General features: G+C 39.1%; 22 protein-coding genes. 21 read left to right on the plus strand and 1 reads right to left on the minus strand.

Annotated elements, in window-relative coordinates:
• Positions 1-70 precede the first annotated feature (70 nt).
• From BLO53_RS02460 to BLO53_RS02540, 19 genes are all read left to right on the plus strand, one after another.
• Complete coding sequence (locus BLO53_RS02460) at positions 71-859, plus strand: GNAT family N-acetyltransferase (protein WP_176757128.1); 789 nt, start codon at positions 71-73, stop codon at positions 857-859.
• A 55-nt stretch (positions 860-914) separates the two neighbouring features.
• Positions 915-1,442: a GNAT family N-acetyltransferase gene (locus tag BLO53_RS02465; protein WP_026490116.1), complete on the plus strand. Its 528-nt coding sequence runs from the start codon at positions 915-917 to the stop codon at positions 1,440-1,442.
• Positions 1,443-1,505: 63 nt separating this feature from the next.
• Positions 1,506-2,480 (plus strand): aminoglycoside phosphotransferase family protein, encoded by a 975-nt coding sequence (locus BLO53_RS02470; protein ID WP_176757129.1) that lies wholly within the window; start codon positions 1,506-1,508, stop codon positions 2,478-2,480.
• Between the two features lie 191 nt (positions 2,481-2,671).
• A complete protein-coding gene (locus BLO53_RS02475) occupies positions 2,672-3,436 on the plus strand; it encodes a zinc ribbon domain-containing protein (RefSeq protein WP_092058923.1) in 765 nt (254 codons plus the stop codon).
• Positions 3,437-3,553: 117 nt separating this feature from the next.
• A complete protein-coding gene (locus BLO53_RS02480; RefSeq protein WP_092058925.1) occupies positions 3,554-4,477 on the plus strand; it encodes a DMT family transporter in 924 nt (307 codons plus the stop codon).
• 289 nt (positions 4,478-4,766) lie between these two features.
• Positions 4,767-5,471: a DHH family phosphoesterase gene (locus tag BLO53_RS02485; RefSeq protein ID WP_092058927.1), complete on the plus strand. Its 705-nt coding sequence runs from the start codon at positions 4,767-4,769 to the stop codon at positions 5,469-5,471.
• 116 nt (positions 5,472-5,587) lie between these two features.
• Complete coding sequence (locus BLO53_RS02490) at positions 5,588-6,682, plus strand: hypothetical protein (protein ID WP_092058929.1); 1,095 nt, start codon at positions 5,588-5,590, stop codon at positions 6,680-6,682.
• Between the two features lie 270 nt (positions 6,683-6,952).
• Positions 6,953-7,081: a hypothetical protein gene (locus BLO53_RS19745; RefSeq protein ID WP_255363867.1), complete on the plus strand. Its 129-nt coding sequence runs from the start codon at positions 6,953-6,955 to the stop codon at positions 7,079-7,081.
• A 130-nt stretch (positions 7,082-7,211) separates the two neighbouring features.
• Positions 7,212-8,201 (plus strand): guanosine polyphosphate pyrophosphohydrolase, encoded by a 990-nt coding sequence (locus BLO53_RS02495; protein WP_092058931.1) that lies wholly within the window; start codon positions 7,212-7,214, stop codon positions 8,199-8,201.
• A gap of 83 nt (positions 8,202-8,284) precedes the next feature.
• On the plus strand, positions 8,285-8,959 hold the full coding sequence (locus tag BLO53_RS02500; protein ID WP_092058933.1) for a DUF3592 domain-containing protein: 675 nt from the start codon (positions 8,285-8,287) through the stop codon (positions 8,957-8,959).
• 306 nt (positions 8,960-9,265) lie between these two features.
• Positions 9,266-11,431, plus strand: a complete 2,166-nt coding sequence (locus tag BLO53_RS02505; protein ID WP_092058935.1) for a M13 family metallopeptidase — start codon at positions 9,266-9,268, stop codon at positions 11,429-11,431.
• A 26-nt stretch (positions 11,432-11,457) separates the two neighbouring features.
• Positions 11,458-12,303 (plus strand): ABC transporter ATP-binding protein, encoded by an 846-nt coding sequence (locus tag BLO53_RS02510; RefSeq protein WP_176757130.1) that lies wholly within the window; start codon positions 11,458-11,460, stop codon positions 12,301-12,303.
• Positions 12,300-13,031, plus strand: coding sequence for a hypothetical protein (locus BLO53_RS02515; RefSeq protein WP_092058939.1), 732 nt, complete (start codon positions 12,300-12,302; stop codon positions 13,029-13,031). Before BLO53_RS02510 ends, BLO53_RS02515 begins: the two co-directional genes overlap by 4 nt.
• A complete protein-coding gene (locus BLO53_RS02520) occupies positions 13,028-13,774 on the plus strand; it encodes an ABC transporter permease (RefSeq protein ID WP_092058941.1) in 747 nt (248 codons plus the stop codon). Before BLO53_RS02515 ends, BLO53_RS02520 begins: the two co-directional genes overlap by 4 nt.
• 55 nt (positions 13,775-13,829) lie before the next feature.
• Positions 13,830-14,291, plus strand: a complete 462-nt coding sequence (locus tag BLO53_RS02525) for an RpiB/LacA/LacB family sugar-phosphate isomerase (RefSeq protein ID WP_092058943.1) — start codon at positions 13,830-13,832, stop codon at positions 14,289-14,291.
• 486 nt (positions 14,292-14,777) lie between these two features.
• Entirely contained in the window at positions 14,778-14,912 is a 135-nt protein-coding gene (locus BLO53_RS19750; protein WP_255363868.1) for a hypothetical protein, read from the plus strand.
• A 127-nt stretch (positions 14,913-15,039) separates the two neighbouring features.
• On the plus strand, positions 15,040-15,354 hold the full coding sequence (locus BLO53_RS02530; protein ID WP_442857209.1) for a hypothetical protein: 315 nt from the start codon (positions 15,040-15,042) through the stop codon (positions 15,352-15,354).
• Between the two features lie 29 nt (positions 15,355-15,383).
• Positions 15,384-15,719, plus strand: a complete 336-nt coding sequence (locus BLO53_RS02535) for a hypothetical protein (RefSeq protein ID WP_092058946.1) — start codon at positions 15,384-15,386, stop codon at positions 15,717-15,719.
• 227 nt (positions 15,720-15,946) lie between these two features.
• Entirely contained in the window at positions 15,947-16,981 is a 1,035-nt protein-coding gene (locus BLO53_RS02540) for a hypothetical protein (protein WP_092058948.1), read from the plus strand.
• 506 nt (positions 16,982-17,487) lie between these two features.
• On the opposite strand, the gene BLO53_RS19070 is transcribed toward BLO53_RS02540, so the two are convergent.
• The gene (locus tag BLO53_RS19070) at positions 17,488-17,661 is read right to left on the minus strand and encodes a hypothetical protein (protein ID WP_176757132.1); all 174 of its coding nucleotides are present in this window, start codon (positions 17,659-17,661) and stop codon (positions 17,488-17,490) included.
• A 194-nt stretch (positions 17,662-17,855) separates the two neighbouring features.
• On the opposite strand from BLO53_RS19070, the gene BLO53_RS02545 reads away from it, so the two are divergent.
• Together BLO53_RS02545 and BLO53_RS02550 are read left to right on the plus strand one after the other, a co-directional pair.
• Positions 17,856-19,295, plus strand: a complete 1,440-nt coding sequence (locus BLO53_RS02545) for an AAA family ATPase (protein ID WP_092058950.1) — start codon at positions 17,856-17,858, stop codon at positions 19,293-19,295.
• Positions 19,296-19,459: 164 nt separating this feature from the next.
• Positions 19,460-19,936, plus strand: coding sequence for an NUDIX hydrolase (locus BLO53_RS02550; protein WP_092058952.1), 477 nt, complete (start codon positions 19,460-19,462; stop codon positions 19,934-19,936).
• Positions 19,937-19,949 lie beyond the last annotated feature (13 nt).

Raw genomic sequence — 19,949 nt, forward strand, 5'->3', positions numbered from 1 at the left:
TTAACCGATGCCTCATCAAACTATAGATTTGATGAGGTTTTTTCATATTTATTTCAAGAGGAGGATAGTTATGGACAAATTTGTTGATGAAAGAGATTTTAAGCTCCTAGACCAGGACAGATATACGTTTTTTGTTCTGCGTCGCATCCTTGGAGGCCCCTGCAAGCTAATATTATCTGATCATGAGAGAGTAATAATCTGCTTTTCAAAAGAGCCATTTCCTGTATGGATCTGGACTCCGGATGATGCTACGGATAAAGATATGGCAGCTGCCTACGATGTAATTTCAGAAAACGGCCTTCTTGATGGAAATCACAACTACAATATTAAGTATAAACTGGCTGAATACTTCATAAAGCGGGCTAAAGAAGAGGGGAAAGAGCTTTCCATCAGACAAAATATGTATGCCTATGACTGTCCCAAGTCCGTAGAGCCTCAGGAGAAGGCATCTGGAGAACTGCACAAGTGCACCCAGGATGACTTTGAAGAGCTTGTTGACCTGATAGATGGTTTCCACAACGCAGTAGGCATAGATATAATGGACAGAGCCGCCTATGAGCAGAATGCTAAGAAATTTATAGAAGACAGAAGAACATTCTTTTGGCAAGATAACGGAATTACTACAGCTTGTTGTAAGTATGTTCCAAATGGTGATATGGCCGGTATCAACCTTGTGTACACCAAGCCAGAGTGCAGGAGGAAACACTATGCCGAAAATCTGGTTTACACAGTAACTGAACTTGCAAGAGCAGAAGGATATCTTCCGATGCTCTACACAGATGCAGATTACGTAGCATCTAATGCCTGCTATGAAAAAATTGGATATATTCGCCGGGGCGAACTCTGTACTGTCGGGTGAAATAGCAAGCGGCTAAATGTTCTAGAAAAAGAAATATATTGAGGAGAGAAAAAGTATGAGTCTGAAACTGATCAAGCTAACAAAGAGCTACGAGAAACAACTTGGAGAAATGATTGATGAGTGGAAAGAGGATCAGGAAAAGAACCACACAAACCACTCACCGTGGGCCATTTTTAAGAACGATTATCACGATTTTGATTATTATCTTGAGCATTTGGAGCTTACTAATCCCAGAGATGGCCTGGTTCCTGACTCAACCTTTTTCCTGCTTGATGACGAGAAAGATAGACTTCTTGGGGCAGTAAATATCCGCCACTATCTAAATGATGGCCTATTAAAAAGCGGTGGGCATATCGGAGACGGGATCAGACCTTCAGAAAGGCGTAAGGGCTACGCTACAAAGATGATAGGCCTGGCCCTTAAAGAGTGCAAAAAGCTTGGTATTGATAGGGCACTAATCTGCTGTGACAAAGATAATATTGGTTCAGCCAAGTCAATCCAGAACAACGGCGGTGTATTGGAAAATGAGCTTGTAACTGATGATGGCGAAATAGTGCAGAGATACTGGATTTCAATAAAATGATGTTACCATTGCTGGATGGATTGAGGAAAAACTAATGTCATGAAAAAGAGAAGGGACAAATTTATGATCAAGAGTAAAACGAAATATGAAGCTTCAATTGAAGAAATAAGGGAACTTTTCTCATTTCATAAACTTGGAAATGTGAAAACCATTGCTCCACTTGGGAATGGAGAGTTTAATTCTGCATATAAAGTAATACTTGATGATGGAAAGAGTTTTGCCCTTAAGATAGCGCCTCCAGAGAGCGCTACAGTTCTTTCGTACGAGAAAAACATGATGGAATCAGAAGTGTTCTGGTATAAGATGATGCATGAAAACACGGATATTCTTTGCCCGGAAGTATATGTTTCAGATTTTTCAAAAGATATAGTAAAAAGCAATTGTTTTATCATGCAGATGATGGAAGGAGAGCCCTTGTGGGCTGTAAACTTCTCGGACAATGAATATGAAAATGTTCAAAAGCAGAAAATTGAAATGCTCACCAAGATACACAGGATCAAAAATGACAGGTTTGGCTACAGGCAGGCAGGACTCCACGACACATGGTATGATGCCCTAAAGTCCATGGCAGGTAATCTTGTTAAGGATTGTAATGCGCTTGGATACAAGACACCTGATGGTGAGAAGTTTATTTCATATATTGATAAACATGCAAAGCTCCTTCAGAACGTACCTTGTCGAATGGTAAATTTTGATTTGTGGGACAGTAATGTTCTTTATCATGATGGTAAGATCTGCTGGATTGATCCAGAGCGCGGCTTTTGGGGTGATCCGGTAGCCGATTTCATTACCCTTGGAACCGGGCAAAAAACTCCACTGTCAGCAAAAGAGAAGGAATTAGAAATTTATAATGAAACTGCTCAGGAAAAGATAGTTCTTTCCCGCGAGACTGAAATAAGATATGCATTAGCAGTTTGTTACCTGGCCCTTATTGAAGAAGTTGAAAAATATGTCAGATATGAGCCTGATGAGCCCAATTACATCAGAAACACTGTTGATTCGAGAGAAATGTACGACATGGCCTTTGCCATACTTTAACTCCGGATCAGATATGAAATGAATGAGAGTAATTTAGCGAGAGATCTGTGCTTATAAAAAGAAAGCATCAGTATGTAATTACTGAAAGGATAGAGAAGATTTATTGATGGATTAAAAATCGAAACAGCAACTACGAGTTGCGTGTATTTAGAATCACTTCGTACTAGAATATTATTAGAGGAGGGATTCACATGAATACAAAAGATGTTTTACTTGAGCTTAGAACAAAGAATAATATGTCTCAGGATGATCTGGCTGAAAAGGTCTTTGTGACTCGTCAGGCAGTTTCACGTTGGGAAACTGGTGAAACAGTCCCAAACACTGAGACCTTAAAGCTGTTGTCAAACCTTTATAATGTTTCGATAAACACATTGCTTGGCTCACCGCATAAGTTGATATGTCAGTGCTGTGGCATGCCTCTGGATGATTCAATTATTGGCAGAAACAAAGACGGCTCTCTTAATGAGGATTACTGTAAATGGTGCTATGCTGATGGAACCTACACATACAGCGATATGGATAACCTTATTGAAGTATGCATTCCTAACATGGTTAACGAAAATTATACTGAAGATCAGGCTCGTGAATATCTGAAACAGGAGCTCCCCAAACTGGAGTATTGGAAAAGATATGAAGAGCTTAGCGATGATGGGCAGTTTGAAGCTTTTAAGAAAAAGTTGATAGATGAGATCAATGACCTTCATATTGAAGGTTTGCCAAGGGTAGAAAAACTTAATGCGCTAGTAGGAAGCTACGTTAATCTTGAATATCCATTACCCAACGGATTAAAGGTGAAATTCCTGGACGATAATGTAACATATCTCGGTAACCAGCTTGAGTCTGAGTTTGGGGGAGACAGATGTTTCGGAATTCTAGCAAATATGGACTTCATAATGGTATGCACATATGAGGCAGAGGGTGCAAATCCAGAACTTGTCCTATATAAGAAAAGATAAATCCAAATGATGGTATATGAATGAACGTCACTAATAAGCACACTAGTGGTATTGTCATCTTCTTTTTCTGCTATCAGACATTGACAAATGAAAGTGTGCTGATACAATACAAATATTATGAAGCAGAACACTAAAATCTACACACTTACGCATACAATGATGCTACTTGTAGCATCATTTTTTTGGGGAACTACCTTTGTAGCTCAGAGCCTTGGCGCAGAATACGTAGGCGCAGGAACCTACCTGGCTCTCAGAACCTACATTGGAATAATCTTTCTGTTGCCCTTTGTATTATACAGAGATAAAAAAGATATCAAAAATTCAGGCCTCGGGCCACAAGAACTGCAGGATAAACGCAGCAGAGAGAAACAGGCCTTTATAAAGGGCGGCATGCTGGCAGGACTCTTTATCTTCCTGGCAAGCTTTGCGCAGCAATACGGAATCGCCTATACTTCTGTGGCCAAGGCAGGCTTTCTTACAACACTTTACGTTGTGTTCGTGCCGATAATATCATTACTTTTTGGGCGCAGATTTGATAACAAGCTCTGGATCAGTATTACGCTCTCTGTGATAGGCATGTACTTGTTGTGCATGAAGGGGAGCTTCTATCTGGAAATAGGAGATGCCCTGATGATTTTATCTGCCCTTGGCTTCTCAATTCAGATTCTGGCAGTTTCCAGGTATTCCAAGAGAATTGATCCGGTTAAACTGACACTTGCTCAGTTCATTATAGAAGCACTACTTGCTACGATAGTTATGCTCGTAATAGAGAAACCAGACCTGTTCTCTATACGTAACGCTCTGCCTGCAATACTTTATGCAGGAATATTCAGTAGCGGAATAGCATATACACTTCAATCCCTTGGGCAAAAGAACTTAAATCCGGCCATAGCTTCTATTGCAATGTGCCTTGAGAGTGTATTTGGAACCCTATCTGGCTGGATTGTACTGGGCCAGAAGCTCTCGCTTCGCGAAGCCGCCGGATGTATCCTGATGTTTGTAGCAATCGTTTTAACTCAGTTCCTTGGAAATCAGGACTAACAACAGATAGGAAAAGAAAATAAAGATATCAGTGTATGTGTATAGTTGAAATTCCTGGAAATTCTTGGAAGATAGAAACATCAATGGAAAGACATATGTAGCAGTAATGAAATAATTGTCCTACTGCTGATTTATAAAAAAACCGAAAACACTCTTAAAAGATGCATAAAAATACTAACCAAAGGTTAATGTTTTTTCATTTGGTTCCATCCTATAATTTAAAATGATGAAGAGTGCTCTTTTTTGTAAAAAGAACTCTCATTAGAGCTTAACTATAGGAGGAAACAAAATGAAAAAAAGAAATGCATTGCTTCTGTCGACTTGTCTTTTGATCGTAATGGTGCTGTCCGCATGTGGAAGTAGTTCCAACTCTAGCCAAGGTTATAGAGATATCATCACTTCTGTCAAATATGGCGATGATACAACATATGTCATAGGCCATAAAAGCCCTGACTCTGATACTGTTGGATCCGCCATTGCCTATGCATATCTGCTCAATCAGCTTGGAATAAAGGCTGAAGCCGCTATAAGCGAAGAGATAAATGGTGAGACCAAATATGCTCTCGATTATTTTGGTATTGCGGTACCAGCAGAAATCAAGGATGCAACCGGCAAACAGTTTGTCCTGGTAGATCATAGCACTTACTCACAGACTATTGATGGAATGGATTCGGCAAAAATAGTGGGAATAATTGCTGATGTTATCGCTTTTGGCGAAGATAATACAAGAGCAATGGCCGATCGCATGTATGAAGTCGCAGCTGCCAAATATGCTGATTCAGGACTTGATTACCTATATGCCAAGGTTAAAAATCATGGCGATGATGATTCAGAGAACAGAATGTACACTATTGCTTACGGAGACGGAGCCGTAGAAGTGCTTGAGGAAGCCATAGGCGGCTATGATGGAACCAAGTATTTTATTCATAAGGAATCACAGTCCCGAAAGAAGGTAATGGTCCCAGCAATTGATAAGGTTCTGGAAAAGAAATAAAGATATGTTATTAGAACAAAAATCTCATCAAACAGATAGTTTGATGAGATTTTTGTGTTATCCTAGATATGCTGATTTTCAGCAGTAAGAAAGACAGTTTTGGTTTGGAGGAGATTATGAAAAAGAATGTAGTGATAATGCTGGCATTATGTAGCATTATAGGAACGACAGGCTGCGGGATTAATTCAAATGAAGGCACAGTAAATACGAGCTCTGAGAGCACTTTGTTTGAGCCAATAAGTGAAGGTGTCGCAAGCGGAGAGGCAAGCACAGGAAATGAGCAAACTGAAGCAGCTTCTAACGGTTCATCAGAAAATGAGGCTTCATCGGAAGATAGCTACGATGCATACCAGAAATATTTGGATTATATTTCACCCAAGGATAAAGCTACTGTAAAGCTTGACCCAGAGTCTGAGAAACTATATCAGGCATTCATAGATGGCACAGAGCCAGCGCAGTACGACATTGACGTAGATATTGCTGAGTACATATGCCTGTCTGAAGTTTTGGAAAATGGTAAGAGCTATACACTAAATGAGATAAAAGAAAAACTTTCATCAGAGGGCCAGTATGGTGAAGGCTGGTTGTATGAGATTCAAAGTGAAGGATATATAGATCTTGGCCTTGATGAGAGCTATGAGCTATGCATGGATATTGGTGCGTCAGAGTTTAATCTTACTCTCGTTGTAAAAAATATTGATGGCAAGCTAAAGATTTGCTTTGCAGGTGATTCCTGGAGCAGAAATATGACGGTTGTAAAATACTCCGGATATGTTGAGTCTTATGGTTCAGGCGGAGCAAACTATCACGGTGGTCAAACAGGATATATTGATGCAAACGGCAAGTACCATTTCTGGTATAGATCAACTGAAGAGGGTATACTTCCAGATGATGATGGCAAGCTTACTCATAACGATCAGCTTATCGGAGAAAATATCGGAATGTATCTTGATAGCTTCTCCTTTGATAGATCCTATGAGGGCAAGGAATATCAGTACGTCTACATAGTAGATTCTGAGGGCAGAGAAGACGTGGATGTAGACCTTTCTCAACCAGGTAACGCTTACGAAATGGCGCAGAAAGCTATAGAGTCAAGCGGCAATACCTATGTTTCTGATACCGAAGCTAAGGCCCTTATGGACGAGCAGAGGAAAACCATAGGTCTTTCCGATGAAATCTATAAGTATGGAGATGAACTATATCCTTACTAAAAAAGAATAGATAAGCTGAAGACTGTATACAAAGAGATTGGCTTTGACGATGAGTATATTGACTGGCTAAGTGGTTTTACGTCGAGCTATGGGTACGAGGATTACTACGATTTCAGTGATTTCGATGACAGCTGGGGCGGATGGGAATCATATGAAGAAGAATATGGCAACAACATAAGTGACGGCAGTCCCTGTGAATATGGTTATGACTATGAGAACGAAGATTACAATGATGGCTGGATCTATGATTTTGAGGAAAAGATCTGGTACATGTATGAGGACGATATACTCTATCTGTATGATGATGAGACAGGCACCACGTTCTATTATGATGAGCAGAACGACAAGATCTATTATTATGATGAAGAAATTGACGACTGGCGCGAAGTAGAAGAATGAAAGAAAGCTTTTAGTTTGAATTTATGTTATTATAGAAAAGAGGCAAAGGTGCTGATTTTGTAGGCGTCTTTGCCTCTTTTTCTTTGGAAAATTTGCAATAGATGTATCTGGAAGGGGGAGTTTGTGGTATATGGTTACGCTAAATGACTATCTTTACAATGGAGATACTGTACTAAAGATAATACAGATGTATTCCAGGGACTTAAAAGAATCCTCGATAAAGACTGGGAATACAGTAGATATGTTTCATAGCAACTTCCTTCTACGCATGGAGGAATTGCTTGTTCACAACGACTTCCTAACTTCTCAGTCTCAGAGAATAAGGGAACTTTATAAATATATGACCAGACAGTATCCGCAGCTTGCATTCACCTTCAAGGGACGGATCAAGTCGCTGATCAGAGCTGAAGAGAAGTTTAATGCTTATATAGTTGAAACAATCTACAATTACTACAAGAAAAACGGATCTTTTCCTGAGCCTACACTGGTCAAGAGTAAAATTGAGCATTTCAGGGATCTTATCGCTTATAGGATTGTAATTTCTATGCCTAAATGCCATGTGAATAACTCTGATGAGAGAAAAGAGATAGAGCTTCAGTACCTTTATGAAATAGCCAATATAATCCCTGATTTCCTGGAACAGCGGGGGTTCAGCCCGGAAATATCAGCTATTGATAATGCAGTTTCATCAAATATGCTAAAAGAATCTGCTCGTCCTTATTTTAGAGATTATATCAGCAATCCAAGTTCCTATGGCTACGAGTCTCTTCACATAACGCTTTATGACAATGAATCCCGCAGTTATGTCGAGGTGCAGCTTCGTACAAAGGATATGGATGATTACGCGGAGATAGGACCTGCTAATCATCTGGGATATGAAAAGAGGCAGCTAAAAGAAAGGACTCGAAGGAATAAGATTCCAAAAGGGGAAAGTATTTATTTCGATGAAGCCTTTGAAAGAGGAATGCTTCTCCAGCAGCTTGAGCTGTCAAAGGTCGATGTAAACATGTTTGGTGCTATTGATAACAGTCTGATAAATGACGGCTGTGGACTGTACAGAGGTCGACTAATTCTTCCCTTTGAGCACTTGTCCAGATTTCAAAACGATAAAATTGATTAAAATTTCCTGTCTCTGAAGAAAAGTTGTAAAATACTTTAAGACATGAGAGTTTTACTGTTTGAGAACAGGAAGGAAGAGAGAATATGAAATCTGAGGGATTTTTTTACGGCTGTATTCTGCTAATTATTTCACTGGTTTTTGCATATGTATTATGGCAGGTTTGGGACGGCCCCAGCCAAATCTCTAGTACAGATGATGAAGATGAGACACAAAGCGGTAATCAGATTGTACGCATCCTACTGCCGATAGTTATCGGTATGTTTGCGCTTTCATTTATTTTGATAAGCGGTGTTTATGTATATTTTAACTACATCGGCGCAGGTATTGCCGCTGGCGGAGCATTGTTTAGCTATATTGGCATTTTGTTCATAACATCTGGAAATAAAAAGAAAAAAAGGTGCACTGTCAGTTGCTTGGGATATGTGTCTGATCACTTGGAACAAGAAGATTCTGAAAATCGTGTGAGCTATGTACCAATCATCACTTATACTGTAAATGGTAATAAATATACCTTGCAAGGAGATTTCGGCGGTGGTAAAAATGCAATTCCGCAGATTGGTGACACTATAGAAGTTTTTTATGATCCAATGTCCCCCAAAGTGGCTCAGAGTGTACATGACCGTAAGGAAAGCAAAGTGTTTGCTATTTGGTTCCTAGCATTTGGAATTCCGATGTTTCTGATTGGTCTTGAAATTTGTATGCCATTGGAGCGCTTGTATTGGATTTTACGAGCTTGGTTTTTGGCAAAATGGAAGTAAATATAGAATCATATTTTTAAATTAATCCAGAGGGTTTGACTGTAATTTAACTAAAAAAATCGTAAATTGAGACCACTAGACCTTTTAGCCAGGAAACACGCTAAAAGGTCTTTTTATGATATAGGAAATCTTCGCAATACCGCTCGGGCGCGAAAGCGTCGCTAGCGGCTCTTTATTCTAGAAAATCCCCACGCTGATTTTATGCTTATTTAAGATAATTACATATCTATTAATGCTATTATCGATGTATAGCCGCTTATAAATTATCGTTATCAAGGTAAAACGGCGTTAGGAGAAGATTAGCTAATGATAGGCAAAAAATGGAATGTAATTAGAAAAACTACTTCAGTTATACTTTTGGCCGCTCTGGCTGTAATGTCTGCTGGATGTGGAAGTGCAGCCAGCACGGCAGACTCTGGAATGTCTTCTCAAAAAGTAGAAAGTACAGATCTTTCCGGCGTGCCCGGAGGAGGTAAATGGGTTGATTCTGACGTTTATGGCATGGTGAAGCCTGAAGATAACATACGTCTTCAGGACGACTTTGCTGCAGCTGCCAACAAAGACTATATTTTGTCTGCAGTTATGGATCCTGCTTATGAAGAGGCCAGTATAGTCCTTGATGCATCTAAGCTGGTTTATGAAAGATGTATGGCAATTGCCTCTGATGATACTATGACAGACGACAATGCTTTAAAATACAAAACTTTGGTAAAGCTGCACTCTAACTGGGATGAGAGAAATAAGCTTGGAGTGGAACCTCTAAAAAAATATATTTCAGACATACAGAGTATATCTTCTATAAGCGATCTTACGGAATATCAGGGGAGTACCAAAAGAAATCCCTTTAAACTCGGGTTACTTATGCCTGAATCCGCAGGAGTACAAATGCAATTCCCGGACAGGAGTACATTAAACCTTACGGCTCCAAGTCTTTCCCTCGGATCTGTCTCTTCATATGTGGAATATACAGGTAAAACATTATCAGCCAAGGAAAGATGCGATGATGTAATTGGATATTTTCTTGGAAGAATCGGTTTTTCTGAAAAAGAAATCAAAGATACTTTAAAAGGAAATTACAGAATAGAAACTTTTATCGCCAGAAACAGTAATATAGATTACTTCGGCGTAAATGAAATGTTTACAAAGGCTCAAAACAACAGAGAAGGGATAGGTGCCTTGCAGGGGGCTTATCCGCTCTTACAGATCCTGGATAGCAGGGGCTATTCCGGATGCAATAGTTTTTATGTGGATTACACATATCTCAAATCCCTGTCTGGGATTTATACAGAAAAGAATCTTAAGGATATCAAGTCATTTCTTATAGTCCATACCATCGATTCGACCAAGTATCTTCTTGACCGCGAATCATATGAAAAGATGGTTGCGCTATATAACCAGGGCGCCGGAAGCCATGAGGAATTTTCAGATGGCCAGCTTAGCGTCCTCTTTAGAAATGATATGAAAATCTGTGGTTTTCTTCCATTATTGGATACGTTATACCTGGAAAAATACTATAAGGACAGCGAAAAAACAGATCAGGTAAAAGAATTTACTGACGCACTTATAAAGGCTTATTTAAAAATACTAGATGAAGAAGACTGGATGTCAGATGGTACAAAAACAGCTGCAAAAGAAAAACTGCAAAACATGGCTCTACACCTCATAAAACCTGATAATGTCGCTGATTACTCATTAGCAGAAATAAAATCCTACGAAGAAGGAGGCAACTTAGTTGAAGCTGCTGCTGAGGGCAGACGCATGTTGGAAGCTCACATGGCAGAAAAAAGTAAGAATCCTGATTGGGACAGGTTCAAATGGGATATTTATGATGCAGGTAGAACTACTACCGAGGTTAACTGTGTTTATTATACAAACGAAAACGGCATCTATATAATGGCGGGTTATCTGGCCATGTGCGATGCCGCATTCGGAGATGCTTCATCACTTGAACAGTTTGCAGGAATCGTAGGAACTACTATTGGTCATGAGATAACTCATGGATTTGATTCTAACGGAACAAAGTTTGACCTGTACGGACGGCAGTTTGATGAAAATATAAAAGCCATCGACTGGATGGCTGTAGAGGACAGGTCAAAGATGGATGAAAAGGCATCAAAACTAGCAGGCTATTTCTCACTGGCAAGACCTATTCCCGGACAACAAAAAGTAAATGGAAGCAGCATAAAAGATGAAGCCATAGCCGATATGGGCGGCATCAAGTCAGTTCTATATGTGGCAAAAGATTTGCCTGATTTTGATTATGACGAGTTTTTCAGAGCCTTTGCAAGGCAATATGCGCAGCAGACAACTAAGGAAAACGAACTTGGCACAATGAAAGCTGACATACATCCACTTCCATTTCACAGAATAAACATTATGCTTCAACAATATGATGAATTCATCGAAACCTATGATATTAAGCCGGGAGATGGAATGTACCTAAGCCCAGAAAAAAGAGTATGTGTCTGGTGATGTCTTATTCAGGAAGGAGACTAATTATGGGATCAGAGACTTCAAATGCAGCAATAAGGCTTGATAATATAATCAAAAGCTACGGCAAGCATGACGTACTAAAAGGGGTAACCATGCAGGTTAATAAAGGCGACATCTACGGTCTGGTGGGCAAAAATGGTGCAGGAAAAACCACAATATTTAAGATGATCCTTGGATTGTCAGAATACACTTCCGGCAGTGTTTCCATAGCTGGCTCACAAAATCGAAAAGAACTCTTTGCAAACAGGTCAAAGGTTGGATTTTTTGTAGGGTCTAATTTCTACGGTTATCTTTCCGGGAAAGCAAACCTTGAATACTATGCAGCTGCAAAGGGACTCAAGGGAAAAGCGCTAAAACAGGAGGTTGATCGTGTTCTAAATGTCGTGGGCCTTACAGGCGGTAAGGAAAATCAGAAAGCAAAAGGATATTCCCTTGGAATGAAACAGCGTCTTGGAATAGGCAATGCAATCCTTGGTAATCCAGATATACTCATCCTCGACGAGCCAACCAACGGTCTGGATCCTCAGGGCATAGCCGATATCCGCCACATGATACGGCGATTCAGGGATGAGTTTGGTATGACAGTCATAGTGTCAAGCCATATTCTTGGTGAACTGGAAAATACCGCAGATCGTTTCGGCATAGTACACAATGGAGTTATAGCAAAAGAGATCACACAGGATGACCTTTCTGCGAAGCGCCCTGAAGTAGAACTTACAGTTTCTGCAGGAAATTTGGAAAGAGCCAAGAGTATTCTTGCAGAAAATGGAATTGATATCCTAAAAGAAGGAAAAGAGAAAGTTACTCTGGAAGATTATTACTTTGAACTCATTGGAGGATCAGCAGAATGAGAAATTTGTTAAGAGCAGATTTGAAACGTATCTTTCGGGTTGGCCTTATCTATGGAGGTCTTTTGCTTGCGCTGATCTATATTTCATATGCAGTACTTGAAGGTGTTGTAAATGATGGCTCAATCGGACTAATAAATGGAGTGCAGAAATCACTTAGCGGAGCACCTATGGCTCTTTTCATAGTATTCCCGACATTCTATGCTGTTTTTGCGCATGAGTTATCTTCAAAATCCATGCAGACAGTGCTTGGTCATGGTATAACTAGGAATAAGCTCATAATTGCCAAGCTCCTTGATGCTGCCATTCTACTTCTTTGCCTGTATCTGGTCATAATTATAGCGGCTCTCATTGTAATAAATACAGAATCGGCAATTGTATTAAGCCCGCAGCAACAGGTAAATCTTATTATATATATCATCCTGAGGTGGCTTAGACATTTTGGCTACATTGTCTTTTCTGCCATGATCATGTACATTTCCGGTTCTACAGTTCTTGGAATCATCGCATGTATCGCGTTTACGGTTGTGTTTAAACTGGTGTTTAACATAGTAGAATTTTTTTCTTCCCTTTCATTATACGATTATACCTATGATGGGTTGCTTGATTGGGCATATACCGGAATAGAAGTGGGAACAGTCCCATGGCAGCTTCTGCCTGCTATCTGTTATCTTTTGGCGGCACTGGCGATTACGACTTATTTTTTCCGGAGAAAGGAGTTTGACTTTTGAAAAATCTAATTTTCGCAGATGTGAAAAGAATCCTGAGAAAACCGTCATATTGGATCGTACTTGGAATTTGCCTCCTTATTTCACTCTTTTGGACTATTCAGTCAAACAATGACGGGGACTTAAGTGGCTTTTCATTTGCTTCTAGTCAGGGAACAGCTATAAACACAATGAATCTGTTTATAGGAATTGCAATATACGTGAGCGTATATGCCGATGAATTCACGTCAAATTCTATGCAGTGTCTTATTGGAAGAGGGATTTCACGAAGGAGACTCCTTATTGCCAAGTTCATTAATTGTGTAATCGTAACCTTTATTTCATATGGAATCTATACTCTTTTTATCACTGTTACAGGTCTGATAACGGGAGCGAAGATGAATGTTGCGGAAAGCAGCTTTTTATATAGCACGATTCTAACCAATGCCTTTACCGTTCTGGGTTATGCAACAATATCCATGATCATTCTTTTCTGGAGTAAAAACGTTGCCTATGCAACGCTTGTGGATGCATTCCTGCTTTTTGCAGGAGATACTCTGTTAAGCGGCCTTAATGCTATTCCTGTGATCAATCTCTGGCATATAGACAGGCATGTTTTTTCACATGCCCTCGAATGTGCAAAAGTAGATTTGCTGCTTACCGGTGGCACAGCAATCTTTACACTGATTTGGCATGTTGCAAAGATCTGCGCTATTTCCATTATTTTGGCATATTTGCTCTTTAGAAAAAAAGAACTGGATTTTTGACATTTTTTTATAGGCAGGGTAAATACAGGTATAACCTACTAAGGAGGTGTTCACTATGACAATCGCAATGGCAAACGATCATGCCGGTACGCAGATGAAGGAAGAAATTAAAGCTTACCTTTTATCGCAGGGCTACGAAGTAAAAGATTTTGGCGCATATGATGAAAAATCATGTGACCTGTCAGATTTTGTTTACCCAGCGTCTCTTGCAGTTGCCAGGGGAGAATGTGACAGAGGCATTTTTTGTGATGGAGTCGGTTACGGAAGTGCTCTTATAGCCAACAAAATTAACGGATGCTATGCGGCTGTATGTCAGGATCCTTTGTGTGCGACACTTGCCAGAGAGCACACAGATTCCAATATCTTATGCCTCGGAGCCAAGATCATTGGAGGTCTTATGGCTATGGAGATAGTTAAGACATGGCTGAGCACCGAGCCTCTAATGGAAGAAAAATATAGACGAAGAGTGCAGAAAGTCTGCGAAATCAACGATAAGCATTGCGTTCCGGTTAAATAATCCTGAATCAAAAAAATAGGGAGCGGGCGACCGTTCTCTTTTTTATGTCCTGCGCAACAACGCCAAAATTTACTTATGATGGTTTCAGACTTGTTGATGCAAATGAGATAAAGATGCTATGTCCTTCAGAAATAGATAATATAAGGCACCTGGCATATACAAAAGAAGAGATTGGAGAGTCTGATGGCTAAGGCGCTTCTTGTGATAGATGTTCAGTCTAAATACATGGCTGTATAGACATGAGTATGGGGATTTTTTGAGATGATAACGCTAGAAAGGAGCAGAAATCTGGGGAATTCTGCTCCTTTTCGTTTAAGTAGGGGGTGTGTATGTATCCTCAACTAGGGTATGTACTAAGTATATAGTGAGCATTGGCCTCTGTAATGAGTGGATACCGTGAAATAGCGCCTCTTAATTTTCTCCTGTCCATATATATTCTTACCAAAAGCGGCATTATACTTGATATCCATAAGGAGATCTATGATTATGACTGCTAAATTAATAATGATGTTGGTACTTGTTGCAACTATTATGCCTGTAACTTTGCTTTTTGGTGTTTCTGTTTCAAGAAACGAAAAGGAAATGGAAAAAAGGAGAAAAATAGATACAGACTATGTGTGACAAGGTACTTGCATATCTGGCTATTATATGCGCGATGTGCGGTTTTCTTTATTGTTTTTTACATTTTCTTACTCTTTTGAGACTGAATTATAGCTGTACTAAAAAGGTTGTAGGAGAGCTTGTTGATATGGAGATAACTGTAAGGAAGGAGAAAGTCAACTGGATCTACATTTATACACCTGTTTTCAGGTATCGCTATAACCGTCACTGGTACACTTCAAGATCGGCAATAGAGATGGTGCATGTAAAGGCAGATAAGCCACTTTACAGGATAGGTGCTAAAAAGGCTGTATATATATGTCCTGATGCTCCGGATAAATGTATCCATAGTAGGCTACGGGGAGATAACTGCTCTCAGGACATGTCAATAATCCTTGGTCAGTACGGCGCTGGCCTTGGACTTATGCTTTTTCTTGTACTGTGCTTTGTGATCTTCAGATGATGCAGAGTTTTTTGGATGGGGGGATGTTTATGACAGATGTATTTACAGATATTATCATACGGATTGAAGGGTGGGGATATGTACTGATTCCTGCTTTTTGCATTATTATGATGGTCCTTTTGCGTAAGAGATGGATCTACTCTCTTTGCACGGTTGCAGTGACTGTCTTTTATGCGTGGGTGGAGCTAAAGTTTATAAATTACAGGGCCCAGTTTTCTACTGATGTTGGGGGCATAGCTCTTGCACAGCTTATTTTCCCTGGGCTGTACATCATTTTGGGACTTGTTTTTTTACTTATAGGTCTCACTGTCCTGACGAAAAAGAAAAATGGAAGGCGCGGAGAGGAATATAAAGCGCGCCATTGAACATATTGGGGAACCCCATGACCCCCTTACCCGTTTCCCGACACCCTTCCCAGGCAACGCCCACAGGGGCTTATATGTTAAAAACATAGAAAAAAAGCGCTGTAAAAGCAACTGACAATACTATATACTTGATTTTAGGCGCATTAGAGACTTTTAATGATGCAGCTTGTCTATTTCTAGACTAAGTATAAAAAACATATAAATAATGTGTATGGGGGTAGTTAGCCATGTTGTTTGAAGCAATGCCCAGAGAGGAATTGGATACTCTCTTTGGTGAAAATTCTGATTTGAATAATAAAATTATTGTTATAACACTTACTGATGGAATTTCTTTATGTGGAGAATGTGATGGACGTATTGATGGAAAATCTTTGAAGGAAGACCTGAAAAAAGGTGATTGTAATGATGAGGACAGCTTTGTTGTTTTACGCTATGGATGTATGGATCGAGAGAGAGATTTTTTCGTACCTACTGAAAGAGTGGCAGGTATAACAGAGTTTTCTTATGAGCAGCATATGTATGTTGATTTAAATGCTTACAAACCAGATATTAAGTTAGCAGAAGATATACCTTGGGCTTTAATCTATGATAGCGTTTTGCATGAGGGAGAATATAGTACTAACTATTGTTTTTATGATGTGATTTCCAAAGAGCTATATCGTAAATGTAAGGAACGAGGTTTTTTATGGAAACGTCTGGATGTCTGCCATAACTCAATTGAAGGTTCTTTTGTTTTTGGTGCACTTAAAGCTAAAGAGGGATCTCCGATTTACATAGATTGGGAATACGTGAGCCATAAGGCAGGTGGATTAAATAATATTGGTGGAGGATTTATGGTCTCTGCTAGTGTGGGAGTGCAGAGATCTCTTTACTACGAACATGGGAAGTTAATGCGTAAAAAAGCGGCTGACTTTGGAACGGTATTTGAAAATAAAGAAGATTCAGTCGTTATAAATGCTTTTATTTATCACGATTTTTTTAAGAAGGTACGTGGGAAAAGAAATATCACGATGGATGTGGAAGGCGAAGAGTGGTCTGCAGTGTTATTAAGCTCTGAGCCGATAAAAGACAAAAAAGATTTACGAGACGACAATTGGTGTGTTGGGTTTATGAAGGATAACTGTATGCAGATTCCTAAAATGGTATTTAAGGATATACAGAAGCCTTTGAAGATTCAGGGAGAAGTTATACCGATGTCAATAGATACTGCTGTTGGCACTTCTAAAGTGTTTTTTAAGATTAGAAACATAGTAACTACATGATTATTGAAGCCAAGCTATTATATACTTGAAACATTATTGGTAATGTGGATGTATATTACGTAGAAGGATTTTGACAGATACTATACTGAGGCGCTAGATGTTCCTGCAGGATTTCGTTTTTAGAGATCGGTTTGAATTCAAGTCCAGTTTCAGGTATAAACGATACTAGCGCCCATCCTTTCGGACAGGCGCTAGTAACTCATCCCTTGGCTTGAATAAAGCATCCGCTATTCTCGCTGTAGATATTCTATTGATACCTCTGAGCTAGGCATAAGCAGCTCCCAGTATCTTTTTTCCCTCTCATAAGAACTTAAGATCCATCTCTATACTTTGGTAAAGCATCGCTACCTTTGCTGGGATGTTTCCTATAAATACGGCTCGCCTTCTGTAAAACATAAGCTACTTGGACTGCTGTATTTTTGATGTTCTATATATTTATACGAGCAGGAAATATTTGTGGCAAAAATATTTTGAGTAGCTTTTTTTATTATTGGCAGATGCTGGTTTTATGCATTTTCTTCCTGCATTTCTAACAGGTGATCCAGACAATTCATTACAAAGACCTGTTTTGGTTTGGACAGATCAGAATACTTTTTGGTTATCTCAGTCAGGGATGAGTTATCAGCTTCATTATTTTCTACATAGAATCTTTCTGACAGGTCATCCTGAGCATCATCCATTTGGCACCGGTGCTTGTCATATTTCCGTAGAGGGAAAATATTAAAGGTATCAATTATACCATCCCCATAACTCTATTTTTTATTGAGTTATGGGGATGGTATAATTGATTTTTGGCCAATTGTTTTTTATAATAAATGGAAGAAAATGGTGAATAATCACGCGTTTCAATATAATAAATGGAGATTGAATATATATGGACAAAAATTTTATAGGCCGTGACAAAGAAATAGAAATATTGCAAAAGTATTATGAGTCAGATAAAACAGAGCTGGTTGCTGTTTATGGCAGAAGACGTGTAGGAAAGACATTCCTGATACGTGAGACTATGGAGAAATTTTTTGACTTCGAATATGTAGGCATGCATAAAACGCCAGCAAAAGATCAGCGCAGTCAATTCCAGAGAAATATAGATGCACGAACAGGTTCTAAAGGCAAGACCCCTAAGGACTGGTTCGAGGCATTTGATAATTTAAAGCAGTATCTATTATCAACTAAGAAAAAAAAGGTTGTTGTGTTCCTTGACGAACTTCCTTGGATGGATACGCCTAAGAGTAATTTCTTAAGTGCTTTCTCCTATTTTATAAATACTTGGGGGATTAAAGATCCTATTTTAAAGCTCTTTGTTTGTGGCTCGGCAACCACTTGGATGCTAGATAAGCTGATAGGTGATAGAGGGGGCTTATATGGAAGAATAACCCGACCTGTCTATTTATCTCCATTTTCTCTGAAAGAAACAGAGGAATACCTTAACAAAGTTAAGAAAATGAAATATGGGAAGTTACAGGTTCTTAACGCATATATGATATTTGGAGGGATTCCATTTTACCTAAATATGCTGGATAATGATCAGCCTCTTTCTGTAAATGTGGATACTCTTTTCTTTTCGGTTGGTGCTCCACTGAGAACAGAGTATGAATTCCTGTTCAGATCGTTGTTTAAGGATAGCGTGAATTATAGGAAAGTGATAGAACTCCTGGCAACTAAGCTCTGTGGACTTACCAGAGAAGAAATACTGGATGGTACTAAGATAGAAGGCGGAGAGTTAACAACTATTCTAGAAAACCTTAACTCATGTGATTTTATCAGATGCTATTCGGATCCGGTAAAAAAAGAGCGTTCAAAGGTATATCAATTGACAGATTTGTTTTCTTTGTTTTATTTAAGGTTTGTTCAGAAGAACGATGGTCAAGATGAACAGTTTTGGACCAACCTTGGTAATACTGGGAAGAAAAATGCTTGGTCTGGATATGCATTTGAACAAGTGTGCCTGCATCATATTCAACAGATAAAACAGAAACTTGGTATTAGTGGTATTTTAAGCAATGCTTATGCATGGAGCAGTAAAGCCTATACAGATAAAGATGGCAATGAATGGGATGGTGGACAAATAGATCTTATTATCGATCGAAATGATAATGTGATGAACTTGTGTGAAATGAAGTACTCTTCTGACGAATACACAATAGATAAGGCCTATTCAGACAAGATTAGAAAAAGAACAAGTTCATTCAAGAATCAGGTGAAGACAAAAAAAGACCTTAGATGTACATTTGTAACCATAAATGGCATAAAGAAGAATGCAAATAGCAATATTGTGGATAATCAGATAGTAATGGAGGATCTATTCACATGATTATACCATCCCCATAACTCTATTTTTTTTTATGTTAGGGGGATGGTATTTCTATGCTTTTCGTGTATCGAAAAACAAATGATTTTCGTTACACTTTGGGTTTATGTATAATAGGGATTGAAAGAATGTAGGACAGTTTGTAGCTGATATGAAAGGGTAATTTTATGTTGGCAATTGATCAGGCAGGAAACAAGTTGCTCGAATTTATCAATATTTCTGAAGATAAAGCCTCTTTAGATTATACTCCAATAACAGTTTGTCTTCTTGTTGTAAAAATAGAGGATGACTATCTCATGGGATTTAATCATTGGAGAAAAGCTTGGGAAATATTTGGCGGTTGTCCAGAGCCGGGCGAGGATTTACGGACCACAATGATTCGTGAAGCAAAAGAGGAACTTGGAATAGAATGTGATCCGGAATGGTTGGGGCTTGCTCACTTTGAAATACAGCCAGATTACTTTAGTGATAAGATCCGAGAAGAATACGGCGCAATTTATGGAGTATCTTTAGGAAAAGAGTATCTGTCGCAAATAGAAGAATTACGAATCGATAGAGAAGAGATCGAAGAAATAAAGCTATTAAGAGAAATTACTTCTGGTGAAATCAGGGAATTGGATAGAAGGCTAACTGAGTTTTACTAAATACAAATCGTGG

The sequence above is a fragment of the Butyrivibrio sp. INlla14 genome (assembly GCF_900102515.1).
In the GTDB taxonomy this organism is placed as follows: Bacteria; Bacillota; Clostridia; order Lachnospirales; family Lachnospiraceae; genus Butyrivibrio.